Origin of the sequence: Prosthecobacter algae, assembly GCF_039542385.1 — a bacterium.
Classification (GTDB): Bacteria; Verrucomicrobiota; Verrucomicrobiia; order Verrucomicrobiales; family Verrucomicrobiaceae; genus Prosthecobacter; species Prosthecobacter algae.
Genome location: NZ_BAABIA010000001.1, coordinates 163,085 through 179,742, shown reverse-complemented (window position 1 = coordinate 179,742; position 16,658 = coordinate 163,085). Strand labels below are relative to the sequence as shown.

The 16,658-nt window shown below is 59.0% G+C and carries 11 protein-coding genes; 5 read left to right on the top strand and 6 right to left on the bottom strand.

Features of this window, described 5'->3' with window-relative positions:
- Positions 1-7 precede the first annotated feature (7 nt).
- From ABEB25_RS00700 to ABEB25_RS00685, 4 genes are all read right to left on the bottom strand, one after another.
- The gene (locus tag ABEB25_RS00700; protein ID WP_345734447.1) at positions 8-394 is read right to left on the bottom strand and encodes a type II toxin-antitoxin system VapC family toxin; all 387 of its coding nucleotides are present in this window, start codon (positions 392-394) and stop codon (positions 8-10) included.
- Positions 391-606, bottom strand: a complete 216-nt coding sequence (locus ABEB25_RS00695) for a DUF2281 domain-containing protein (RefSeq protein WP_345734446.1) — start codon at positions 604-606, stop codon at positions 391-393. The genes ABEB25_RS00700 and ABEB25_RS00695 overlap by 4 nt, the downstream gene beginning before the upstream one ends.
- Before the next feature lie 164 nt (positions 607-770).
- A complete protein-coding gene (locus ABEB25_RS00690; protein WP_345734445.1) occupies positions 771-2,528 on the bottom strand; it encodes an ATP-binding protein in 1,758 nt (585 codons plus the stop codon).
- Between the two features lie 213 nt (positions 2,529-2,741).
- The gene (locus tag ABEB25_RS00685; protein WP_345734444.1) at positions 2,742-3,677 is read right to left on the bottom strand and encodes a histone deacetylase family protein; all 936 of its coding nucleotides are present in this window, start codon (positions 3,675-3,677) and stop codon (positions 2,742-2,744) included.
- 93 nt (positions 3,678-3,770) lie between these two features.
- On the opposite strand from ABEB25_RS00685, the gene ABEB25_RS00680 reads away from it, so the two are divergent.
- Entirely contained in the window at positions 3,771-6,434 is a 2,664-nt protein-coding gene (locus ABEB25_RS00680; RefSeq protein ID WP_345734443.1) for a DEAD/DEAH box helicase, read from the top strand.
- Between the two features lie 4 nt (positions 6,435-6,438).
- On the opposite strand, the gene ABEB25_RS00675 is transcribed toward ABEB25_RS00680, so the two are convergent.
- Positions 6,439-7,014: a class I SAM-dependent methyltransferase gene (locus ABEB25_RS00675; protein WP_345734442.1), complete on the bottom strand. Its 576-nt coding sequence runs from the start codon at positions 7,012-7,014 to the stop codon at positions 6,439-6,441.
- A 67-nt stretch (positions 7,015-7,081) separates the two neighbouring features.
- Here ABEB25_RS00675 and ABEB25_RS00670 point away from each other — a divergent pair, with 67 nt between their 5' ends.
- Together ABEB25_RS00670 and ABEB25_RS00665 are read left to right on the top strand one after the other, a co-directional pair.
- The gene (locus tag ABEB25_RS00670; protein ID WP_345734441.1) at positions 7,082-7,312 is read left to right on the top strand and encodes a YgdI/YgdR family lipoprotein; all 231 of its coding nucleotides are present in this window, start codon (positions 7,082-7,084) and stop codon (positions 7,310-7,312) included.
- Complete coding sequence (locus ABEB25_RS00665) at positions 7,309-7,893, top strand: Maf family protein (protein WP_345734440.1); 585 nt, start codon at positions 7,309-7,311, stop codon at positions 7,891-7,893. Before ABEB25_RS00670 ends, ABEB25_RS00665 begins: the two co-directional genes overlap by 4 nt.
- Before the next feature lie 25 nt (positions 7,894-7,918).
- Here ABEB25_RS00665 and ABEB25_RS00660 read toward each other — a convergent pair whose 3' ends face one another.
- On the bottom strand, positions 7,919-8,779 hold the full coding sequence (locus ABEB25_RS00660) for a helix-turn-helix domain-containing protein (RefSeq protein ID WP_345734439.1): 861 nt from the start codon (positions 8,777-8,779) through the stop codon (positions 7,919-7,921).
- A 219-nt stretch (positions 8,780-8,998) separates the two neighbouring features.
- Here ABEB25_RS00660 and ABEB25_RS00655 point away from each other — a divergent pair, with 219 nt between their 5' ends.
- Positions 8,999-12,508, top strand: a complete 3,510-nt coding sequence (locus tag ABEB25_RS00655) for a DEAD/DEAH box helicase (protein WP_345734438.1) — start codon at positions 8,999-9,001, stop codon at positions 12,506-12,508.
- 128 nt (positions 12,509-12,636) lie between these two features.
- Positions 12,637-16,638, top strand: coding sequence for a beta strand repeat-containing protein (locus ABEB25_RS00650; RefSeq protein ID WP_345734437.1), 4,002 nt, complete (start codon positions 12,637-12,639; stop codon positions 16,636-16,638).
- Positions 16,639-16,658: the final 20 nt, after the last annotated feature.

The following is a 16,658-nucleotide window of genomic DNA, read 5'->3' as shown; positions in this document are numbered from 1 at the left end:
CGGCACATTACCAGAGCAGTTTGACGCCATAGGCTGGAAACTGCGAATCGCAGGAGACAATGGTGAGATCATCCGCCAACGCCTGTGCTATGATCAGGCGATCAAAAGGGTCATTGTGATGGAACGGCAGCCTTCGATGAACATGAAGATGCGGAATCAGAATGGGAAGAGTAATGATGTTTGAAACATCAAGTCGCGCGGGAAAAAGCTTTTCAAAGGGTTCCGGCAAAGTGAGTTTTCCCAAAGAATCCTTAATGCCGATCTCCCACAAGGTCGCGGGGCTCACGAAGAGGGTGTTCTGCGCATCTTGAATGAACGCCAGCGCCTTGGCACTGAGTTGGCTGCTACCGGACAGGAACCAAAGCAGCGCATGAGCATCCAGAAGAGCAGTCATGGGCGATAATCCGCAAAAGCTTCGAGCGGCGCTTCAAAGTCATCGGCCAGCTTGATTCCTGGAACAGAACCAAAACCAGGTCGAACAGACGCCTGTTCATGAGGCTCCATGTTCGCCTTCGATTTGAGAAAATTCAGGTAATGCCACACTTCACGCAGCAGCGGCTCCGGCTGCTGGGAGACTTCAGTGATGAGGAGTTGTTGGAACGACATACCGCATTGTAACACGGCCCGTCTCGCTGCCAAGCTGACGTTTACCGGGGTGGTTGCCCGCAGGAGTGGTTACCCTTGCCATCTGGCAAGTCGGCAGCAGGTACTTCACCACTATCGCCGTCCACCTTCACAGTTGCGCGCAAGCCGATGAAATATTGCAGGGATTAATTGAGGTTAGACGCAAGCTCTTTGAGCATCCGCTCCAACTGCGTCTTCGCAGTTGAGATGACGGCTCGGTAACTGGCAAAATTGGTTTTCTTGCCTGTGTATTCGTCAACGAGCTTGGCATCAACCTCTCCGCCGATGATGAGGATTTCGAGGGACATGCCAAGTTTGCCAGTGAGGGTGTCGGCGTACTTTTTGGCCTGATTCTCGGCGTCGCGTCCTACTGTGAGTGTGGGCTTCTTGAACTCGATGAGGAGGTGTTGTTTGAGGACGTTGCCTGCGAGGAAGAGGTCCGGGCGGTCGGTGGCATCGGAGCCGATGTAGTCTTCAATGATGGTGCGGAGCTGGCGGTTACTGGCCATGAGGCTATATTCCGGACCGAAGACCCAGAGGTTGGTGGCGAGTGCCTTGTGCATTTGAGCCTCGCTCGTCTTTGGGTCGTTGGCGAGTCGGTCGAGTCCATCAAGGAACTCCAGTCGCCGCTTGGCCTGTGTGCCCATGAAGGCGAGGTCGCATAGACCGAATTCTTCAAGAGCGGTGGCGAAGTGGAATACATCCACTTTTTCTGCTTCGTGGACGTGCTGGCAGACAGTCCAATATTCATCAATCTCCAAGGCATCGAGCACGAGAGCGACGAGGGCTTCGATACGCTCCAGCTTTTCACCCTCCTGAAAAGACCGCTGCATGAGGCGGGTGATGCGTTCCTCGGCAATGGCTCGACGGTGCTCTGGTACGTTTTCCAGTCGCCTATTCATCGCTTGAGTAAGCCTGCCTTTTGCGAGGTCGAACTCTCTCTTGTGTGTGGCTTCGAGGTTCCGTTTCAATTCGGCGGGAATTATCTGCATCAGCATTTCAAACCCCTTGTCACTTTCAATGACATCACCTCCGGCAGCGGTTAGCTCGAGCGAGTCGGCTGGGAGATTGATTTCCCCAACGATTCGGCGACGGAGTCGGTCTGAAAGAGCTTCGTCATTCTCGAGGCCAAAGAGGTGTGGGTTACCGATGCTTTTGCCCCCGACACGGAGAATCAGGCCAACTATCCTAGTTGGTAGAGGGTTCTTGGCGATTGTGTAGGAGACCTTGGCGATCAGTCCGTTAGGCAGTGTGATTTCCGTCTGAAATTTCTCGCCCTGAATGTCGTGGTGGAAGACTCTTTCCCCATTCACAAAGATGACGAAGGAAGGTTCCCGGCCATAATCGAGTGCAAGTAGCTCTTTGAGTTTGTCGGGCTGGATGTGCGAGAGCTTGGGATTGAGGTTTCGCAGGGTGATAGTAGTTCCTTTAGCATCCGGTGCATCTGAGTCGGCGACATCGAGGGGCAAGGGCACTTTCTCTAGGTCGCCAAGAGCCTCCATCAGAACAAGTTTGGAGATGAGGACTCTGGTGCGCTTCCCGGCAGCTTGGGTGATAAGTTCCATCTCACAGGCAAGGATGAGTCCTGCGAACTTGCCTATGCCTTTGCGGCCTTTGACAGTGCGGTTGAGATTGGGGGTGCGATCACCTTTGCGACTGAATCGCGGGCTGGCGATGTTGAGGTATTCGGACTCGACCTCCGCCGTCTTCATGCCGCTCCCGTTGTCCTGTACGATGATGGGGGAATCTGTGAGGATGTTTGGAACTGTGACATGTATTTCGGTAGCCTCGGCGTCCCATGCATTGTCGATGAGTTCTTTCAGTGCTTTTTCGCTCGACGTGTAGTTTTCGCCCAGAACGTGGGCGAGTTTTGGATCAACTCGGAAGTGAACAGATTTTTGCATGGGCTACCGGATTACAGCAGGAAATGGTGAATTTACTACAGAGTAAGCACCGAATCTTGGTACTCTCTACCTCATGCGTATTTCGTGCATGGAAACGATGACATGAAGATGCGAGGCTTTCGATCCATGCCGGGAGGTGGTTTACCAAAGTGGGTTTGACAATGAGGTCTCAAAGAGATGCGTGACTCTACACGCGGCAATCGCGCTGTTGAGTCAGATCAGGGCGGTGACGTGCGAGGTCACGGCACTGGCCAAACCGGTGAGGTTGTAACCGCCTTCGAGGACGGAGATGAGGCGGCCTTGGCAGTGCTCATCCGCAGCGGCCATGAGCCATCGGGTCAGCTGGGCAAAGTCGTCATCGGTGAGTTTGAAATGGCCGAGGGGATCATCCACGCGAGAATCAAAACCAGCGGAGATCATGATGAGATCGGGCTTGAATCGAGCGAGCGCGGGCAGGAGGTGGTCTTGAAAAGCGGCACCGATTTGTTTCATGCCTGCCCCGGCGGCGAAGGGGAAATTCAGGGTGGTTCCCTGGCCTTTGCCAGCACCGGTTTCTTCCTTGGCACCGGTGCCGGGATACCAGGGGGACTGGTGGGTGCTGGCAAAGAGGACGCTGCCGTCATCGTAGAAAATGTCTTGGGTGCCATTGCCGTGATGCACGTCCCAGTCCACAATGGCTACCTTGGCAGCCCCGTGTTTTTTCTGAGCGTGGCGGGCCCCCACGGCAATGTTGTTAAACAGGCAAAAGCCCATGCCCTGAGCGGGCCGAGCATGGTGGCCAGGCGGACGCACGGCGCAAAAGGCGCGGCTCAGTTTGCCCGTCATGACGGCATCCACCGCATTCAGCACGGCCCCCACGGCATGGGTGGCCACGGTGTAGCTCTTTTCGCAGATCTGGGTATCGCCCGTGCTGAGGGTATCCAGCCCCGCGGCGACTTCATCCCGAGCCAGTTCGATGTAGTGGCGCGGGTGGCAGAGCTCGATCTCAGGCAGCTCCGCCTGGCAGCTGGGGATGGAGGCCAGCTTTGGTAGTAGGCCGGAGGTGCCCAGAGCCTTCAGGATGGCGGTGTAGCGGGCGGGGCTCTCCGGGTGGCCTGGGCCGGGATCGTGATCCGTGTAGAGAGGGGCGAGGTGCAGGCCGGTGGTCATGACGGGATGATTTTTGGCAGGTTGAACAAGATTTTAAAGATTAACCGGAAAGGCGAGCCATCTTTTCCATTCCCGCCCCTTCATTCTTCGTTCATGCCCCTCGCTCTAGACGCCTCCCTTTCAGATGTTCCCGGCCTGCCCTCACGGGTGGTGAAGGCACTGGCCAAGGAGCAAGTGCTGACGGTGGGGGAGATCGTGAACTGGCTGCCGTTTCGCCATGAAGATCGGCGGCAGATGGAGGGGGCCACCTTTCAGGTCAGCGAGCTGCCTGCCTGCTACCAGGTGCTGGTGACAAAGACGGGGAACAAGTACTTTGGTGCGCGGCGTGGGGCGGGGCTGTTTGAGGCGCAGGTAGAGCCCATCGGCGGCGCGGCCATGGGTAGGCTGCTGACGCTGCGCTGGTGGAACATGCCGTTCATGAGCCGGGCCATCGCGGAAGGCCAGGAGCTGATCATCTACGGCAAGGTGAAGGAATCGAAGGATCGCCTGCTGATGGATCACCCCGAGTATGAGGTCTTGGGCGATGAAGAGGAAACCACCCGCATCCACAGCGGCCGCATCACGCCTGTTTATCGGCTGAAATCAGGCGTGACCCAGAAGACGCTGCGCACGGCGACCTGGCATGTCATCCAGGCCCTGGGCGATGACTTTACCCGCGATCTTTTACCGCCCCCGAGCCAGCAGGGAGAGTTCGCCGGCTGGAGCCGCGCGCGGGCCATCAAGGCGGTGCATTTCACCGAGACGATGGAGTACCTGGAGAAGGCCCGTCGTTACCTGGCCCTCGAGGAGTTTTATGGCTATCAACTGCGGGTGGTGCGGCGGCGGCGCGCAGTGTTAGAATCCGGCGGTCACGCGCATGCAGCCGGCCCTCTGGCACAGGAGTTCGAGGCTTCCCTGCCCTTTCAAATGACGGGCGCACAAAAGCGGTCGCTGGAGGAAATCCAACGCGACATGGCCAGCAACGCGCCGATGAATCGCCTCCTGCACGGGGATGTGGGCAGTGGCAAAACGGTGGTGGCTTTTGCTGCGATGCTGGGCGCTGTGGAGGCGGGCAAACAAGCCGCCATGATGGCCCCCACGCAGATCCTGGCCGAGCAACATTTCCTCACCGCGCGCAAGTGGCTGGAGCCGCTGGGACTGAATGTCTCCCTGCGCACGGGGACGCGAGCCGAGGATGGGGGGACTGAGCTATGGAGCGCACGCGTCCCGCGTGCAGTTTCACGCGTCTCGCGGGAAACCGTTCTCAAGGCCGCCCGCGAGGTCCACTATGCCAAACGACGCCTCCCACACTTCGAGCGTCCCTGGGGGAAATACTTTCTGACGTTTACAACGGCCTTGAGAAGGCCCTTGCCACCGGAGGCTCGCAAACTCGCCCTGGAGGCTGCGCTGCATTTTCATGGTCAGCGCTATCAACTGTATGCGGCCTGCGTGATGCCTGATCACGTGCATTTGCTCTTAGAACCTGGGGTGAAAAATCGCGACCCAGAAACAGGTGATCCTGTGTTTTATCCACTCAGTGAACTGCTGCACTCCATCAAATCTTTTAGCTCGAAAGCTATCCTGAAACTGGGATGGGAAGATGCGCGTGTTTGGGAAAAGGAGACCTTTGACAGGCTGATCCGTTCTGAGGCAGACCTGCAAGAGACCTTCGGGTACATCGTTAGCAATCCTCGTGAGGAAGGCCTCGTCACTCATGCGCAGGAGTATGAGTGGTTATGGCCTCCTTTGGACGGAGTTCCGCGGGACGCAGAACTCAGCACGCGAGACGCGTGCGCTCCATGTAAAAAAGGACCCGAAATCGTCATTGGCACCCATGCGCTGCTGCACGACGAGGAACTGGTGCGGAACCTGGGTTTGGTGGTGATTGATGAGCAGCACAAATTTGGCGTGGCCCAGCGCGCGCGTTTGATTCAAAAGGGGAACACGCCGGATGTGCTGGTGATGACCGCCACCCCCATTCCCCGCACCCTCACCTTGACGATCTATGGGGACTTGGATGTCTCCACCATTGATGAGCGACCCAAAGAGCGCGGCAAGATCATCACCAAAGTGCGCCCGGCCACGAAGCAAAAGGAAGCGGCGAAATTTCTGAAGGAGCAACTGGAAGAAGGCCGCCAAGGCTACCTGGTGTACCCACTCATTGAAGAGTCTGAAAAGCTGGATGCCACGGCGGCCAAAAAAGGCCACGAGGAGTGGACAAAACTTTTACCACACTTCCAGGTAGGCCTACTGCATGGGAAACTCAGTGGCGAGGAGAAAGAGCTGGTGATGCGGGACTTCCGCGCTGGCAAGCTGGATGTGCTGGTCTCCACCACCGTCATCGAGGTGGGGGTAGATGTGCCGAATGCCACGGTGATGTACATTCACAATGCCGAGCGGTTTGGCCTCGCGCAGTTGCATCAGTTGCGCGGCCGCATTGGCCGTGGTGAGCACACCTCTTATTGCGTGCTCTTTGTGAAGGATAAAGATGAGGAGGCGAAATCCCGCCTGGCCATCATGGAAGAGACCACGGATGGCTTTCGCATCTCAGAGGAAGACCTGAAACGCCGGGGGCCGGGTGATGTGCTGGGCAAGGCGCAAAGCGGGCAAGCACCGCTGAAATTCGCCGAGCTGCTGGCAGATACCCGTCTGGTGCGGCTGGCGCGCCAACTCGCAGAAAAGACCCTGGATGAAGACCCGCAAATGCAGGCCCCGCGACTGGCGGAGCTGCGGCCCTTTGTCTTCCAGGAAGACACCCCGCAGGCGATGATGCAGTGAGGCCTTATTTACGCGCCACGTAAACAAAGGCCGGCGGCACATTGCCCCACACCACACGGCTGGTTTCCACCCCGGGCAGCAGATCATGCAGCAGGCCCCGGAAACGCTGACCGCTGGGCAGGCGATGAAAGCCGTAGTAGGCGAAGGTGGCAAAACGACCGCCTTCACGCAGATGCGGCAGCACATTGCCCAAAATCGCCTCCTGCAGCCCACGTGGGAAAGCCGTCCAGGGCAGACCGCTCACGATGACATCAAAAGGCTCGCGATCCGCCAAGTAGCTGGCGAAATCGAACTCCTGCGCCCCCGCGATGTGGAAGTTCATGGAGGGAAAACGCGTCTTGAGCTGAGTTACAAAGGTCTCATTCAGCTCAATGCCCAAGTAGCTGGAACCATGGGGCATGGAATCCAAAATGGCCTCGGTGAAAGCGCCGGTGCCAGGGCCCAGCTCCAGCACATGTCGAGCCTTACCCACTTCGGCAGATTCCATCATCCGGGAGGCCAAAGCCGCGCTGGAAGGTGCCACCGCGCCGACGGTCTTCCAATTACGGACGAATTCATGCAGAAAAGTGGCGGCGGACATGGGCAGCGGATATAACCGGACTTGCGAAACGGTGCGAATGTTTTTCCTTGGAGAGCGTTCTTCCTGCATGACCCTGCTCCAGCGTTCCCTCAGCATCGTCGCCCTGGCCTCCCTTTTGGCCAGTTGCCAGTCCACCGGCAGTTATAAGATCACGCTCAAAGATGGCCGCCAATACCTGTGCAAAGGTCGGCCCCAATTTCAGGGCAAAACAGGCTACTACCGCTACAAGACTTTTCAGGATCGTGACTCACTGCTGCGGGCCGATGAAGTGCTCATGATCGAAGAACAAGGCACATGACCTCCCTCCCCCCGCCGCCTCTGGTGCTGGCCTCTCAGTCTCCCCGGCGCATCGAACTGCTGCGAGAAGCGGGCTACGCCTTTGACATCCTCGTCCCTGACGTAGAAGAAGCCCACGATGCCAGCCTGACGCCCGAGGCTCTGACGGTGGAAAACGCCCGGCGCAAAGCTGCTGTAGGGGCTGCATTGAGACCGGAGGCCCTCGTCATCGGCGCAGATACCCTCGTCTATGTGGATGGAGATCCACTGGGCAAACCGAAGGATTTGGATGAAGCCCTGGCCATGATGCGCCGCCTTTCGGGCCGCCAGCATCAGGTCTGCACGGGGGTTTATCTAGCTCGCGAAGGAGGCAGTGCGGGGGAAGGTTTCCATGTCATCACCGAAGTCACGTTTAAACCGCTCACGGATGCACTCATCCAGGCCTACCACGCCCGAGTCAATCCCCTGGACAAGGCCGGTGCCTACGGCATCCAGGAATGCAGCGAGATGATTCTGGACCAATACGAAGGCTCCTGGACCAACGTCATGGGCCTGCCCATGGAGAAGTTGGTGGAGGTGCTTGGGAAGGCAGCGGGTGCCTGATCTTCGCAGCCTTCTGTATTCCGCCCTAATTCTGCCGCTCTTCTTCGCGGAACTGGGTGGGCGTTAGCTTGGTCATGCGTTTGAAGTCCTTGCTGAAGAAAAACTGGTCGGCATACCCCACTTGGCGGGCGATTTCTTTGACGGGGTCGTCGGACTCAATGAGGCGGCGCTTGGCCTGGTTGATGCGCTCGCGGCGCAGCCAGTCAATGGGGCTGGTGCCGATGGCGGCTTTGAACTGGCGGCTGAAATGGCTTTCGCTCATGCCTGCGAGTTGGGCCAGTTCCACCACGCGGATGGGTTGGTGGAAGTAGAGACGCATTTTCTCCAGTGCCTTCTGGACCGGCATGGGCAGATCCGGGCGAATGAGATCTGGATCTGACAAACGCGCATCAAAGGCCATGGCGATGATGGACGAAACTGCAGCATTAACGTGAGCGGCATCGCAGGGCCGATTGCCCTCTAAATAATCGAAACTGCGCTCAAACTCCATGGCAGCTTGGCCCGCATCAAAGCCTGCAAACACCGGCATGGAGCGCACCTCCAGCAGTTGAGAAATGCGGTCGAGCGAGCGCCCCTCGGCCCGCACCCAATAAACCTCCCACGGATCTTTGGAAACGGCCCCGTAGGCGTGGGGGTGGTGGCAGTTCACCCACACGAGTTGCTGCGGACCCACCTCATGTTTTTTCCCGGCCACCTGCACCCAGCCCTGGCCACTGAGGCAGAGAATAAGTTCATGCCCTGGGTAGGTTTCCCGCTGGATGCGGTGCTCGACCCCCGCTTTCAAATGCCCGGCCCTGACCACTGAATAAAACAAGTCTCTCTGCCAGTCCGCTGGAGTGGCGTAGAGATTCTTGAGAAAGCTGGTCTCCTGAGGGGGGATTTTCATGGCGGTATAATACAACAAGTGAGCAACGGTTATCTTGACCGGGTATTGGTTTTTTTTGAGATCAGGCGGGCTGATGATCCGTCAACCCGGCTCCTCAGGTCTCGGAGTCCAAAGAATTTCACGTGACAAGGGTGACATCTCTAAGACTGCTCTGGCGCGGAGCGAATCACTGTGCTAAGGCAACCAGTTCCCCCGGTCTCCACCGTGGGTTTTGTGCTCATGCCTGACTTCGCCACATCCCTCCCCGGTCTCCTTCAGTCTTTTGATCCACGCCTCCGACAGGAGGCGGAACGCCTCGCCGATGATGATGCCATTCGCGGTCTCGACATTGTGGAGGACGAAGTGCTGGCAGAGGTGATCTTAGACGACCGCCGTGTGAACGTGCGATGGGCCCTCGAGGACGATGCCTGGATCTCGGAAAGCGACTGCGATGAAGAGCCGCTGCATCTGCTCGCCCTGTGTGCTGCCCTGGTGGCCGCGCAGCGTCGGTTTGCTCGCCAGGCACCCAACAGCACTGCGCCTTCCCTGCCCCCCGAGGAAACCTTTCAGCTCATGCTGGAACGGCGTCTCGCCCGCCAGCTCACCCCCGAAGAAGAAGGATACCTCAGCAAGCTGGAAAAACGCTTTCAACGCGTGCGCCAGAGCGGCCACATTTATGATCAGGACATGGTGCGTCTGCACCCGCGCTGGAGCATCCAAAGTGTGGATCCCCTGGCCCTTTGGCCTGAGCCGCCGGTGAACCTGCGCGAGTTCTGGGAATACGTGGCCCTAGCGCTGAATGAGCGCAGCCTGCCCGCTCCATCCTTCCTACGCAACAGTGTGGACCTGGATGCCGTGCGCGCCCGCCTCAGTGCCTGGCGTCAGGAACGCACGCTGCCCCTGTGGCGCGAACGCATCCGCACCCTACTGCGCAGCTTGTCTGACGCTCCGCCAAAACTGCGCCGCAACTGTGACTTACGCCTCATCATCACCCCCTCCGAGGCCCGCCTGCAAATGCGTGCCGGTGAGGACACCGCCTTCCGCAATGTGGCGGGTGCAGAGCTGACGTCCCTGGAAAACGAATATGAACGCGGCGCGCTGACGCTGCCTGCCGCCGCAGAACTGCTGCTGCTGACCTGCGTGAGCCAGGCCGGGGCCAACCCAGGGGATGTCTGCCGTTTTGATCTAGATACGCACAGCCGCTGGCTGGGCACCCTGTTTCAACAACCAGCCTTGCAGGCACGCCTGCTGACGCTGGATGAAATGCCATTCCGCAGGGTGAATGAACCCCTTCGCTGGTCTAGCAAAGAAGAGGCTGAAACGGGTCAACTGCGGCTGGAACTCATCCAGTCCGATGGCACCCCGGCCCCGCTCCCCCTTCGCGTGATGCATGGCGTGGAACCTCTCTTCCTCTCGGCAGACACCGTCTTCACAGGACCGCTGTGGTTCCCTGAGGAGACCCGCCTCGATTCACCGGCTTCCATCCCGATCAATGCCCTGGCGACCCAGGATGGCATCGCCTTCCTGGAAAAGCTGAGCTTGCCCCTGCCTGCGGACATCGCTGCCCGTATCCGGCATGAGCCGCTGCAAGTACAGGTGCGAGCCAGTTGCATCGCCCGCTCCCATGCCACCAGCACAGAGCACGCCGTTTTCCAAGTGGAGGCCGCCACTCCCGATGGCACCGTGAGAGAAGTCCTCCGCTATGCTGGCTGGCAGCCCACAGAAAACGCCCGGCCCGATGATGACAACAGCATCATCTGCCGTGACCGCACCGCCCTGGGTCTGGCCGAAGCTGCGCTGCAAGACATGCGTCCTGTTTACGACGCCGAGCATGAAGGCTTCCGCGTGCGTCTCACCAAGACCTTTCCAGACCAGTTCAATAACTGGGCCCAAAGCTTGCCTGACGGCATGAGCCTGACGGCGGACGAACGACTGCAATCCATCCTGGCAGATCCCCTCATCGCCCGCGTGCGAATCGAGGCCTCCCAGACAGCCAACATTGACTGGTTTGACCTGAAAATGGTCTTTGAAGTGGACGGTGCCGACCTGAAAGCCGCAGACATCCGCCGCCTCATCGCTGCCAAAGGGGGCTTTGTGCAGCTTGCCGATGGCACCTGGCGCCGCGTCAAGCTGGAGCTCAGCGAAGAACAGCAGGCTATGATGGACCAGCTAGGTCTGGACATGGATGAATTCAGCAATGAGGCGCATCGCCTGCATTGGCGTCAGCTCACAGGCCAGGGGGCCAAAGAAATCATCAACCCACGCGCCTGGCAGAATCTGACCCAGCGCATGGAAGAGGCAAAACTGGAAGAGCGCCCACCCGTGCCGGAAGGCCTGGGTGTGACCCTTCGTCCCTACCAGGAAGAGGGCTTCCATTTCCTCTCCTACCTCAGCTTAAACAAATTCGGCGGCATCTTGGCTGATGACATGGGTCTGGGTAAAACCATCCAGAGCATCACATGGATTCTGTGGCTGCGCAGTCGCTACCGCAATGCCTGGCCGTGCCTCGTCGTCTGTCCGAAGTCAGTCCTCGACGTCTGGGCCACAGAATTCGCCAAGGCAGCCCCAGGGCTGAAAGTGCAAGTACTGCGCGACAAAGAAGAGCTGAATCTGGAAGCCCTCTACAAGGACTACCACGTCATGGTGATGAACTACGCACAGCTCCGTGGCTGCATCGAGCTGCTGGAATCCGTGAAATGGCTGGCCGTCATCCTCGATGAAGGACAGCACATCAAAAACCCTGACAGCAAAGCTGCCAAGGCCGCCCGCATGCTAAAGGCTGAAAGCCGTCTCGTTCTCAGCGGTACACCGGTGGAGAACCGCTTGTTAGACCTATGGAGCCTCATGACCTTTGCTGCCCCTGGTGCCCTAGGAGATCGTAATTATTTCCATCGCCACTTCGACCGCCGCAAGGATGCCAAGGCCAGCGAGCGCCTTTCCGCCCGCTTGAAACCGTTCTTGCTACGCCGTACAAAATCGCAGGTGGCTAAAGACCTGCCTGCACGTAGTGAAGAAGCCATGCTTTGTGAAATGAGCGGCACGCAGGAGCGCCTGTATCGGGAAGAACTGGCCAAGGCCCAGCACATGGTGCTCACCGCCTCCGGCTTTGAAGTGCTCGCGCAGAAGCGCTTCGCCATCCTACAGGCCCTCACCCGCCTGCGCCAGATCTGCTGTCACCCCGCCCTTGTGGATAAATCTGCCGGAGATGAGGACAGCGCCAAGCTGACCTCCACCCTGGAGCTCATCGAAGGCCTCCATGCCGAAGGGCACAAGGTGTTGCTCTTCAGCCAGTTTGTTACCATGCTGAGCATCATCCGGGACAACCTGGATACCATGAAAATCCCGCACTACTGGCTCACTGGCAGCACTAACAATCGTTCCGAAGTGGTACAGAGCTTCCAGGAAGATCCAGATCCATGCGTCTTCCTCCTGTCTCTGAAGGCAGGCGGCAGCGGTCTGAACCTGACCTCGGCCAGCTACGTCATCCTTTACGATCCGTGGTGGAACCCTGCCGTGGAAGCGCAGGCCATTGACCGTGCCCACCGCATCGGCCAGACCCAGCCCGTGATGGCGTACCGGATGATCACCAAAGGCACCATCGAAGAAAAGATCATGCTCCTGCAGCAGAAGAAGAGCCTCATGTCCGCCAATATTCTGGGCGAAGGCGGCTTCTCCAGCACGCTGGAAAAATCCGACTTCGAGTTCCTCTTTGGCCTGGAGGCCGAAGAAGCACTGCGTTCCGAAGATTGATCCGCAGCCCCTCGCGGCTAGGTTTGCAAAAATCGCATCAGGGTGGGGAAATCCCTTATCCTGATGCTTTTACGTACGTTTCTGCTGAAAAAAGATCGGGATGAGTTAGGCTGGGAATCCCCCCAACCATGAAACTGACCGCCCTGAAAGTCGTTCACGGCTGCGCCTTGCGCGTCACCCGTGACTGCCGCCTGCTCGCCGCCCTGTCAAGCCTGCTGCTGGCCAGCCCCCTCCCCGCTCAGACTTTGCAGTGGGATGCCAATGGCACTGGAGATGGCGTGACCGATGGCGGCGGCACCTGGAACACCAGCAACAGCAACTGGTGGAATGGCAGCACGAACGTGAGCTGGAACAATGCCGCAGGAAGCATCGCCGTGCTGGGAAATGGCACCTCGCCAGGCCTATCCACCGCAGCGGCCACCATCACTCTCAACGGCACCTTGAATGCCGGGGGGCTGCAATTCAATACCCTCAATCTCACCAATGCGGAAACACGCGCCTACGTGCTGACAGGGGGAACGCTGGCCCTAACCAATGAAGCGACCATCAGCCTAGCCAATGGCAGCTCCAATGTCGGCAATGCCCGCATCACCATCAGTTCCGCCATCTCTGGCAATAACATCAAGTTGGAGAAAACAGGCACCGACCTGGGGCTCATCACCCTCAATGGTGCCAACACCTGGACTGGGACTTTGACGATGCCGACACTGGCCAACTCCGGTGGCGTTTTTCTCAGCGTGGGAAACATTGCCTCCATCAGCAGTCTGGGGGCCATTGATGTGCAGACTAACAACAGTTTGGTCATCAACTATGGTCAGACTAACGCGATGAATGTGGCCATATCGCTCGCCGGTACGGGCAATGGTGCGCGCGGAGCCCTGCGTTTTGATCAAAACCGCACACTCTCAGGCCCTATCACTCTGACTGCTGGGGCAGGCATCTCCACCAACGCGGGTGCAACCACCGGAAACATCGCCGGGAACATCGGCGAACTTGGCGGTAGCCGCGCCTTAACGATCAACAGCAGCACCGCCGCCGCTGGCACCATCGTCCTGAGTGGCAATAACACCTTTACGGGTGGGGTCATCGTGAACAACGGCACGCTACGCATCGGTAGTGTGGGCGCATTGAACAGCAGCAGCCCGAATTTGCTCACCTTCGCCAACAGCACCCAGGCCAAGTCCGTGGTGCTCGATGGTTTTTCCATCACCACAGCGGGCCTTTCCACTAAAGGAAGTACCGATGTGGTGACGGTGCAGAATGCCAATGCCACACCCGCTACTTTGACCCTTCGAAATGCGACCACGCAGACCTTTCGCGGCAGCCTTTCCGATGGCACCGGCGGCGGCGCGCTGTCTCTGGTGAAAACCGGCCTAGGCACCCAGGTGCTGACCCGGGCGAACACCTACACCGGCAGCACCACCATCACGGCTGGTAGCTTGCAACTGGACTTCGCCGCCACGGGTGCCCCTGCGTCTAACATCTTGGGCAGCAGTTCCACTCTCGTCCTCAATGGCGGCACCCTGGCCCTCACGGGCGGAGCCTCCGCTGCCAATAGCCAGACGGTCAATGGACTCACCGTGGCACCTGGCAGATCCACGATCAGCCTAACCACCAATGCAACCACGCCGCAGAATCTGCTTCTCAATGTCGGCGCGATCACGGTCCAGAATGGTGGCACGGTGAATTTCATCCTGCCCGCCGGGACCCAGGGCGTGAGCAACGGCATCCGCACCACCAGTATCAATGATGCCAGCGGTATCCTAGGCGGCTGGGCCACCGTGAATGGCAATGACTGGGCCAGCGTTTCCGGAGGCAACATCGTCGCCTACACAGGTTATCAACAGATCACAAACTTCAGCAGCGGCGACAACTCGCAAGGCCCTCTGCCTAACAACCCCAATGCCAATGTCAAAATCGTGGACGGCGGGACAGCGGGCGACATCGCCTTGGGAAATCCTAGCGGCATCACGGACATCAATACCCTCGTCCAGGCATCCGTCGGGCCTGCCGTCATCGCCAGTGGGTCCACGGCCACGCTTCGCCTAGGCACCCAGGGAGGCATCCTCCTGACCACCGATGCGGGGAACTTGACCGTGGGCGCTGCGCCTAACAATGGAAGCGTGCTCACAGCCGGAGGAAGCGTCAGCGGCACGGCTGGGCAGATCTCCTTCACGGACCAAGTGGCCGCCCAAGTCACCACGGTGAACTCCATCATCAATGACAACGGCGCAGGTGTTACGGTGGCGGTGGTGAAAAACGGTCCCGGCACCCTCATCTTAGCGGGCACCACCAGCAGCTACACGGGCGGCACTTTTCTCAATGGCGGCCTCACCCGCATCGCCGCAGACCGCAGCCTAGGGGCCATTCCTGGCAGTGCACAGGCGGGTAATCTCACCTTCAATGGCGGCACGCTGCAATGGGCCACAGGCTTCAATCTCAGCAGCAATCGTGGCATCGCCCTGCTGGCGGGCGGTGGAGCCTTCGACACGCAAATTCACACCACAACCTACGGCGGCATCATCAGCGGCCCTGGAGGCCTGACCAAGCTGGCCACCGGCAGCGTCAATGGATCTGGCACCCTCGCCCTCACTGGTGCGAATACGTATGCGGGGGAGACCGTCGTCACCTCCGGCACGCTCCTGATCTCTCACAATCAAGCCCTGGGCAGCACGGCCGGTGGCACCCAAGTGGCCAGCGCGGGCATCCTACGACTGAATGAAGGCATCACCGTCACCGGTGAGACCCTCACCCTCAACGGCCCAGGCAATAACCAGGGGAACCTGCAAGTGCAGACCGGCAGTGCGGAATGGGCGGGCGACATCATCATCGGCAATGACGCGGCGCGTATCGGCACCGGCACTGCCACGGGTGTCCTCACCATCAGTGGGGTCATCAAAAACGGAGCCGGAAGCAAGCTGGGCATCAGTGCCCAAAGCGGCGGCACCGTGATCCTTTCGGGAGCGAATACTTACACCGGAGTCACCGAAATGATCCGTGGGACCTTGCGCCTGGGGCAGGACAATGCCCTCGCCTCCGCCACCGTGCTCTCCTTGCTCACCAACACCGTCGTGACGGAAGCCGTGGCCGTGGATCTTTATGGTTTTGACCAGACCGTCTCCGGCCTGCGCCATGGGGTGGTATCGAACGTAGACAACATCAACATCACCAATTCTCAGGCCGGGGACGAGTCCATCTTCACCCTCAATCAAGCGACGAATCAAACCTACAGTGGCAAGATCACAGGGAATCTAGCTTTCATCAAAGAAGGCGCCGGCACCCTCACGCTGACCAATACCTTCAACGCCATCGTGACCGCTTCTCCGCTGGTCACCACCCCCGTCGCCAGCGTCAGCAACTACACGGGCAAGACCACGATCCGCGCGGGAACCCTGGCCCTCAGTGAAAACGGCAACCTCACCGGCACCCCCTGGATCCAGGTGGATCAAAATGCGCTTTTCAGCATCTCTGGCCGCAGCAGTGGTGACTACACCCTCAATGCGCAAGTGCTCTCTGGACGCGGCAGCGTGAATGGGCTACTAAATGTGGCAGGCAGCAGCTACCTCAGCCCCGGTGACTCCACAGGCAGCCTGGCGAATGCGGGCAATGGCCTGGGCGAACTGACCTTCACCAACCTCACCCTGCAAGGCGGCACGCCCACCCTGCGCGCCCTTTTCCAAATCGGTGCCACCAGCAGCAACCTGGCCGATATTTTATCTGCCGGAAACCCGGCCTATTTTGCCAATGCCGACTCCGGCGGCCTCTACGACAGCCTGCAAGTCAATGGCACTCTGGGCCTGAATGCAGGCAGCACCCTGAAGGTGGAACTCCAGGGCAGCTACGTCCCGCAACTCGGCGATGTCTTTAACCTGCTAGACTGGACCACCACGCTGAACCCCGATGCCGATGGAGCCGGCGGTGCGGGAGCCTTCACCCTAGCCGATCTGGACCTGACCAGCGCCAACGCCATCCTCATGAACAATGGCTGGTTTTTCGAAACCTCCCAGTTCCTCGAGCATGGCATCATCTACGTGGCCGTGATCCCGGAACCCTCCCGCGCGCTATTGCTCACGCTCGGAGGCCTGTTTCTGCTAGGCCGCCGGCACCGCTCGATCACGCAAGGCTTGTAAAGCACACGAAACCACAGATT